Source organism: Streptomyces sp. NPDC059788 (assembly GCF_042732265.1).
Lineage (GTDB): Bacteria > Actinomycetota > Actinomycetes > Streptomycetales > Streptomycetaceae > Streptomyces.
The window spans coordinates 56,171-62,330 of sequence record NZ_JBHWHY010000059.1; the positions used below are offsets into that span (position 1 = coordinate 56,171).

At 73.8% G+C, this 6,160-nt stretch carries 7 protein-coding genes and 1 pseudogene; 5 read left to right on the plus strand and 3 right to left on the minus strand.

What is annotated here, in order from left to right:
* Positions 1-229 precede the first annotated feature (229 nt).
* Positions 230-370: a hypothetical protein gene (locus tag ACFV57_RS36725; protein ID WP_385241554.1), complete on the minus strand. Its 141-nt coding sequence runs from the start codon at positions 368-370 to the stop codon at positions 230-232.
* On the minus strand, positions 367-1,569 hold the full coding sequence (locus ACFV57_RS36730) for an IS110 family transposase (RefSeq protein WP_385241556.1): 1,203 nt from the start codon (positions 1,567-1,569) through the stop codon (positions 367-369). Before ACFV57_RS36730 ends, ACFV57_RS36725 begins: the two co-directional genes overlap by 4 nt.
* A gap of 522 nt (positions 1,570-2,091) precedes the next feature.
* Here ACFV57_RS36730 and ACFV57_RS36735 point away from each other — a divergent pair.
* Positions 2,092-3,174: an IS110 family transposase gene (locus tag ACFV57_RS36735; protein WP_385241559.1), complete on the plus strand. Its 1,083-nt coding sequence runs from the start codon at positions 2,092-2,094 to the stop codon at positions 3,172-3,174.
* On the opposite strand, the gene ACFV57_RS36740 is transcribed toward ACFV57_RS36735, so the two are convergent.
* The gene (locus ACFV57_RS36740) at positions 3,107-3,604 is read right to left on the minus strand and encodes a hypothetical protein (RefSeq protein WP_385241562.1); all 498 of its coding nucleotides are present in this window, start codon (positions 3,602-3,604) and stop codon (positions 3,107-3,109) included. The two genes, ACFV57_RS36735 and ACFV57_RS36740, sit on opposite strands and share 68 nt — an antisense overlap.
* Before the next feature lie 43 nt (positions 3,605-3,647).
* Here ACFV57_RS36740 and ACFV57_RS36745 point away from each other — a divergent pair, with 43 nt between their 5' ends.
* From ACFV57_RS36745 to ACFV57_RS36760, 4 genes and pseudogenes are all read left to right on the plus strand, one after another.
* Positions 3,648-4,481, plus strand: a complete 834-nt coding sequence (locus ACFV57_RS36745) for a hypothetical protein (protein ID WP_385241565.1) — start codon at positions 3,648-3,650, stop codon at positions 4,479-4,481.
* Complete coding sequence (locus tag ACFV57_RS36750; RefSeq protein ID WP_385241568.1) at positions 4,478-5,515, plus strand: hypothetical protein; 1,038 nt, start codon at positions 4,478-4,480, stop codon at positions 5,513-5,515. The genes ACFV57_RS36745 and ACFV57_RS36750 overlap by 4 nt, the downstream gene beginning before the upstream one ends.
* Before the next feature lie 2 nt (positions 5,516-5,517).
* The gene (locus ACFV57_RS36755) at positions 5,518-5,871 is read left to right on the plus strand and encodes a hypothetical protein (RefSeq protein ID WP_385241571.1); all 354 of its coding nucleotides are present in this window, start codon (positions 5,518-5,520) and stop codon (positions 5,869-5,871) included.
* A pseudogene (locus ACFV57_RS36760) lies at positions 5,868-6,160 on the plus strand (hypothetical protein); the annotation flags it as partial. The gene ACFV57_RS36755 and the pseudogene ACFV57_RS36760, both read left to right, overlap by 4 nt.

The window sequence follows — 6,160 nt, forward strand, 5'->3', positions numbered from 1 at the left end:
CCGGGTGGGCGGGGTCCAGGCGTCCGCCGACGCTGCGCGCCGCGTCGGCCAGGGCGGCGCGGACCGCCGCGCGGTAGGCGGGCGGCTCCAGGCGGGTGAGCTGGCCGCCGCCCCGGCGCACCTCGCTGGCGGCTCTGAACAGGTTGCCGCGCAGGCCCGGCGGGATCTGCCAGGCGGCGTCGTCCGGCGGCGGCAGGGGCCGGTAGGCGTCCTCGGCGGCGGCGACGGCTCAGCCGGCGGCGGTCAGGTCGCGGCAGAGCTGGGTGCGGCCGGTGGCGGTGGTCAGCAGGCGGCGGCGGTGGGTGGCGGTCCACCGTCCGGTGGGCCGCCCCCTCGCGCAGCGGGGGGGTGCCTCTATGTCCTTCGTCAAGCTGTTCGGGGGCTCCTCGGCTCGTAGGGGGTTCCGTCGCGGAGCATGGCGAACAGGACGCTGATGCGGTGGCGGGCGAGGCGGAGGAGGGCCTGGGTGTGGGTTTTGCCTCGGGCTCGGCTGCGGTCGTAGTAGGTCCGGGAGGCGGGATCGTGGAGGGCTGCGAACGCGGAGAGGAACATCGCCCGTTTCAGCTGCCGGTTCCCGCCCCTGGGAGCGTGCTCGCCGTGGATCGAGGTTCCCGACTGCCGGGTCGCCGGAGCGAGTCCCGCGTAGGAGGCCAGGTGGCCGGCGCTCGGGAACGAGCTGCCGTCGCCGACGGTGGTCAGCAGGACTGCGGCGGTCCTGACGCCGATGCCGGGCATCGAGGTCAGGACCGGGGAAAGAGGGTGGGCCTCCAGTAGGGCCTCGATCCGGGTTTCCAGGGCCCGGCGTTGTTCATGGACGGCGGCCAGCGACTTCGCCAGCGACGGGACGATCACGTCGAGGGTGCCGGTGCCCGGGACGACGACGGTCTGCTCGTCGAGGGCGGTGAAGATGTCGTCGACCAGCCGCTCGGCCATGCGCGGTGCCCTCGGGCGGACGACCTCGACCAGCTTGCGGCGGCCCGCCTTCCGCAGAGCCTGCGGGGATCCGTGGCGTTCGAGGAGCCAGGTGACCGCCCGGTGGTCCAGGCGTGGGCCGAGGACGCGTTCGAGGCTGGGGTGGAACTGGGTGAGCAGGCCTCGGATGCGGTTGGAGGTGCGGTTGGCCTCGCCGGCGAGGTCCTGGTCGAAGCCGACGAGCATGGTCAGCTCCGCGGTGACCTCGTCGGTCAGGTCGAGGGTGCGCAGGGTGTGGGGCATGGTGCGGGCGGCGTCCGCGATGACCGCGGCGTCCTTCGCGTCGGTCTCGGCCTCGCCGGGGTAGAGATCGGCGATCCGTCGCATCGCGAGGCCGGGCAGGTAGGCGACCTGACAGCCGGCGTCCCGGGCGACCGTCAACGGGAGGGCGCCGATGGACGCGGGCTGGTCCACCACCAGCAGAACCGCGCCGAACTTGTCCCTCAGCTTGTCGAAGACGGCCCGCAGCTTCGGTTCGCTGTTCGGCAGCGGCTTGTCGAACACCTTCTTCCCGGCCGGGGTCAGGCCGTGGCCGTGATGCGTGTGCTTGCCGACGTCCAGGCCCAGGAAGACGCCCACCGCGTCGATGTCGATCACCGTGCCCCCACATGCGTCGATGCGTGCCGGCCTCAAGGTCGGGAGCCGTTCGCGCGCATCCACGTTATGCAGACCTGCCGCCCGCAGGCGGCCGGGCCTTGCGCCCGGCCGGGCAGTGGTCGGACCTCTGATCAGCGTCTGCGACGGCACCCCTCGGGCCCGGTGACACCACCCCCCAGGTCATCCCATCGACAGGGGGCAACAGTCATGCCGGACCCGGAGGCCAGCGGCCCTCTTGCAGGACCGCGAAAAAGATAACTGTGAGAGTTCTTCTGCGGCCCGGGATGGGTTGCTGCCAGGCTCGACGCTCGTGATCCGGCATGACTCGCAAGATAACTGGCGTCCCGTCAGGGACTGCCGTTCCCCCGAGATGTCTGCCGGACACGGGCGTCGGCCCGGCCCACCCGTTGGCTTGATCAGCAGCTTGTCCGCCTTCCGGCGTGACTCATCACAGTTCCGCCACGTGGTGACTCCACCCAGGCCGACGCCGTTACGGTCGTCCGCCCGGAGGAGAACAACCGCATGACCATGCTCGCAGAACAAGTCGATGGCGTCATCGGCGTCGACACCCACCGCGACACCCTCGCCGCAGCCGCCGTCAGCCCCATCGGCGCCGTCCTGGCCAGCACCGATTCCCCGGCCAACGCCCGCGGCTATAGGCGCCTGCTGGACTTCGCCCGCCAGCACGTTCCCGGCCGCCGCTGCTGGGCCCTGGAAGGCATCGGCAGCTACGGCGCCGGCCTCGCGGCCTTCCTGGAGCAGGCCGGCGAACAGGTCGTCGAGGTCTGCCGCCCAAAACGAGCGGCCAACCGCGGGGGCCGCAAAACCGACATGCTCGACGCCATCCGGGCCGCCAAGGAAGCCCTGGCCAGCGAGCATCTGATCCAGCCCCGCCTCCGCGGCGAACGCGAGGCACTGCGGGTGCTGCTTGCGACCCGTCACGGCGCAGTCCTCGCTTCCACCGCCGCGATCAACCAGCTCAAGGCCATGATCGTTTCTGCGCCGGACGAGGTCCGCGCCGAACTGCGGAAGCTCAAGCGTCCCGCGCAGGTCGCCTACTGCGCTCAGTTTCGCGACCGCCCGGCCCAGGACCTTGAGCATCGGATGACAGTGCGAGCCATGCGGTCCACGGCCCAGCGCATCCAGGTCCTGCAGACCGAGGCCAAGGAACTTGAGAACGAGATCCTCGCCCTGGTGCGGCAGCAGGCCCCCGAGCTTCTCGGCTTGCTCGGAGTCGGACCGATCACCGCCGCCCAGATCTTGGTCAGCTGGTCTCACCGGGGACGATTCCGCTCGGAAGCCGCCTTCGCCGCCTTCGCCGGTGTCTCGCCGATCCCTGCCTCGTCCGGGCTGACCAACCGACACCGTCTCAACCGCAGCGGCGACCGGCAGCTCAACCGGGCCATGCACACGATCACCCTGATCCGGATGCGGCTCGACCCCTCCACGAAGACGTACGTCGCACGCAAGATCGCCGAAGGGAAGACCTCCCGTGACGCCCAGCGATGCCTCAAGCGGGTGATCTGCCGCCACATCTTCAAGATCCTTGAGCGCGACGACCGGAACCGACTCGGCAACGTCGAAGAACTCGCTGAAGCGGCTTGACACGACATAGCAGCCTCGGGGCGGCGGTGCCCAACTGGTCCTGGTCGGCGTGGATGCGGTAGTGCCCGCCCTGGTCGGGGTCGGGTGTCAGGCGCCAGGTGCGGCCGTCGGCCTCGCCGAGGACCAGGTCCGCGGCGGCGGGGCGGACGGCCTGCAGGGCGTCGGCGAGCTGCCGGCCCGCCTTGGTGCGGTTCAAGACGGTGCCGGGCAGGATCGCGAGCAGGTCGAGGTCGTCCTCATGCGGTCCGCGGGTGGCGATGCGCAGGGCGGCGGCGACGAGTGCGTTCAGCCGGGGGGCGTCGAGCGCGCGCCACCAGGACGGGGCGGAGGCGGAGGGGTCCGGCTGGTGCCGGACGGCGGTCGTGACGACGGCCTGGGCGGTGGCGTGCCGGTTGCGGTGGTGCTTGCCGCCGCGCGGGGCCAGCGGCATCAGCCGGTGCTTGGCGGCCCAGCCGAGCAGGGAGAGGCGACCGGTGAGGGCGTGCCGGGTGCTCGCCCAGGTCCTCGATGGCGGCGGGCAGCCGCAGGCCGTCCTGCGGGCCGTCCTCCTGCTCGTGCTGCTCCTCGGGCTCGGGGCGGTCCGGCTCCGGCGCGGGGGCGGCGGCGTCCGGCTCCGGTGCGGCCGATGGGGGAGCGTCGTCGGCCGGGCCCGGGTCGGCGTCCGGTGGGTCGCCGTCGGGCGCGGGCTCCTCGGGCTCCTCGGGCGTCTCGGCCGCGCGGGCGGTAAGGGCGGCGGCCGCGGACCGGGCGGCGGTCAGCTGCTCCTCGCCCGCGGTGACCTTTTCCTGCTCCTGCTCCAGCTGTGCCGTCAGGTTCTTCAGGCGGCGGGCGTCCTCCTCGGCGCGGGCGCGGGCGGCGGCCAGCTCGTCCAGCCGCGGGCGCAGGGCGCCGAGTTCGTCCGCCAGCCGGGCGGCGCGCTCGGAGGCGGTGGTGTGCTCCTTGCGCAGGGTCCGGTGCTCGGCGGTGAGCTCCTCGTGGCGCCCGGTCAGGCTGTGGTGGGCGGCGCCGAGTTGGCTGATTCCGGCTACGCTGCCCGTAGCCGGAATCAGAACCGGTTCACTGATTCAACAACCGGCGCACGACGGCATCCCGCGTGCGCAACGAGACGCCGGGGGAGTCCCGGGGAGCAGGGGGAGCGGATGACGGGGCAGATCCCGCAGCGGCACGGCGAGGAGAGCGCGGGGGAGCGGCGTGCCGCGCTGTTCAGCGACGCGGCCACCGACCGCCCGACCCGCACCGCCCCCGCCCGCCCGCCGCTGGAGACGTTGGTCTGGCAGGCGCCCGGCGAGCAGGGCAGCGCCCGGTGAGTGGCGAGCTGCCCGGCCAGAGCGGCCCCGCGACACCGCGCCTCGGCGGCGGTCAGCGCCCGGCGCTGCGCTACCCGCCCGTCCAGAACGGCCTGGACTACCTGCTGGACGTCACCGACCGGCTGGCCGCCCGCGAACCGGGCGACCTCCCCGGCGCCCGCACCCTGAAGTACGCCGTGCTCCACCTCCAGGCCGCCACCGAGGTCCTGCTCAAGGCGCGTCTCCAGCAGGAGCACTGGAGCCTGGTGTTCAAGGAGCCGCAGCGGGCCACCCGCGCGGCCTTCGACAGCGCCGACTTCCTCAGCTGCACCGCGGAGGACGCCTTCACCCGGCTGCAGAACATCGCCGGCCTGCCCCTGGCGGACAGCGACCTGAAGGCCGTCAAGAAGCTGGCCCGCGACCGCAACGCCCTCATGCACTACGGGCTCACCAGCCCGGCCGCCGCCGTCGAGGCCCGCGCCGCCGCGGTGCTCAACTTCCTGCTGCCCTTCCTGGCCACCCACCTGCTGCCCGGCCTCGATGCGGCGCAGCAGGCTGACGCCCAACAGGCCCTGGGGGTCGTGCGCGCCCAGCTGCGCGGCATCGAGGCGTTCCTGACCGCCCGCATGAACGCCCTGCGCGCCGGCCTGGAAACGGTCGCCGCCACCACGGTGGTCTGCCCCCAGTGCGCCCAGCCGGCCCTGGTCCTCGGCGGCGACCTGCCCACCTGCCGGTTCTGCCTGATGACCTGGGACGACCCGGGCGACGCCGCGGGCGAGTACCTGTGGATCGTGCAGGGGGAGATCGCCTCCACCGACCCCGACCCAGACAACCCGCTGCAGCACTGCCCCGACTGCTCCCACACGGCCCTGGTCATGACGGCCCGCACCACCGCGGACCCGGCCGCCGACCGGCACCTGTGTTTCTCCTGCGCCACCGACTTCACCGACACGCCGCTGGCGGCCTGCCGGTACGGCTGCGGGCGGCTGCTGCCCTCCGACGCCGAGGAGCTGCTGTGCTCCGAGTGCACCGGTCTGGCCTTCGAGAGGATCTGAGCATGGACGAGCCGCACGGCCCCGCCGGCGCCCCGGGCCCCGCCCGCCGGGCGCCGGTGCGCCGGGCGCTGGCCTGGTGGATGCTGGGCTCCGCGCCCTGGCGCCACACCGCGCTCAGCGCGGTCGTGTTCGCCCTGGCCGTGACCGTCTCGCTGCTGGTGCCCGTCGGTGGGCCCACCGCACTGCGCCTGATCGCCTGCACGGTGGCAGGGCTCGCCTTCACCGCCGGCTTCGGCGTGGTGTCGGCGGCCCGGTCTAGGGGGGAGGCGCTGGTCTCGCCGCGCGCCTTCCGGCGCTGGCAGCGCCAGGTCCACGCCGCCCACCGCGCCAGCACGCCGCACGGGGGTGCCCGGTGAGTGCCGGCGACGCCCTGCCCTACAGCGGGGACAGCGCCCACGACCGTCGGGTGCGGGCCCATCTGGCCGACCTCGCCGCCGAACGCGGCCTGTCGCTGCCGGAGGTGCTGGCCCAGCTGAACGCGGCGCTCGCCGACGGCCGGCCGCCCGTGCCGCAGCCGCCGGCCGCCGACGGCGCGGCAGCGGCCCCCGCCGCGCCCCGCGCCTGGGTGATCGCCCGGCGCCGGGCCGACGACGAGTGGGGCGTGACGACGTACGAGGCCTGCGCCGGGCCGCCCGCCGCGCGGGC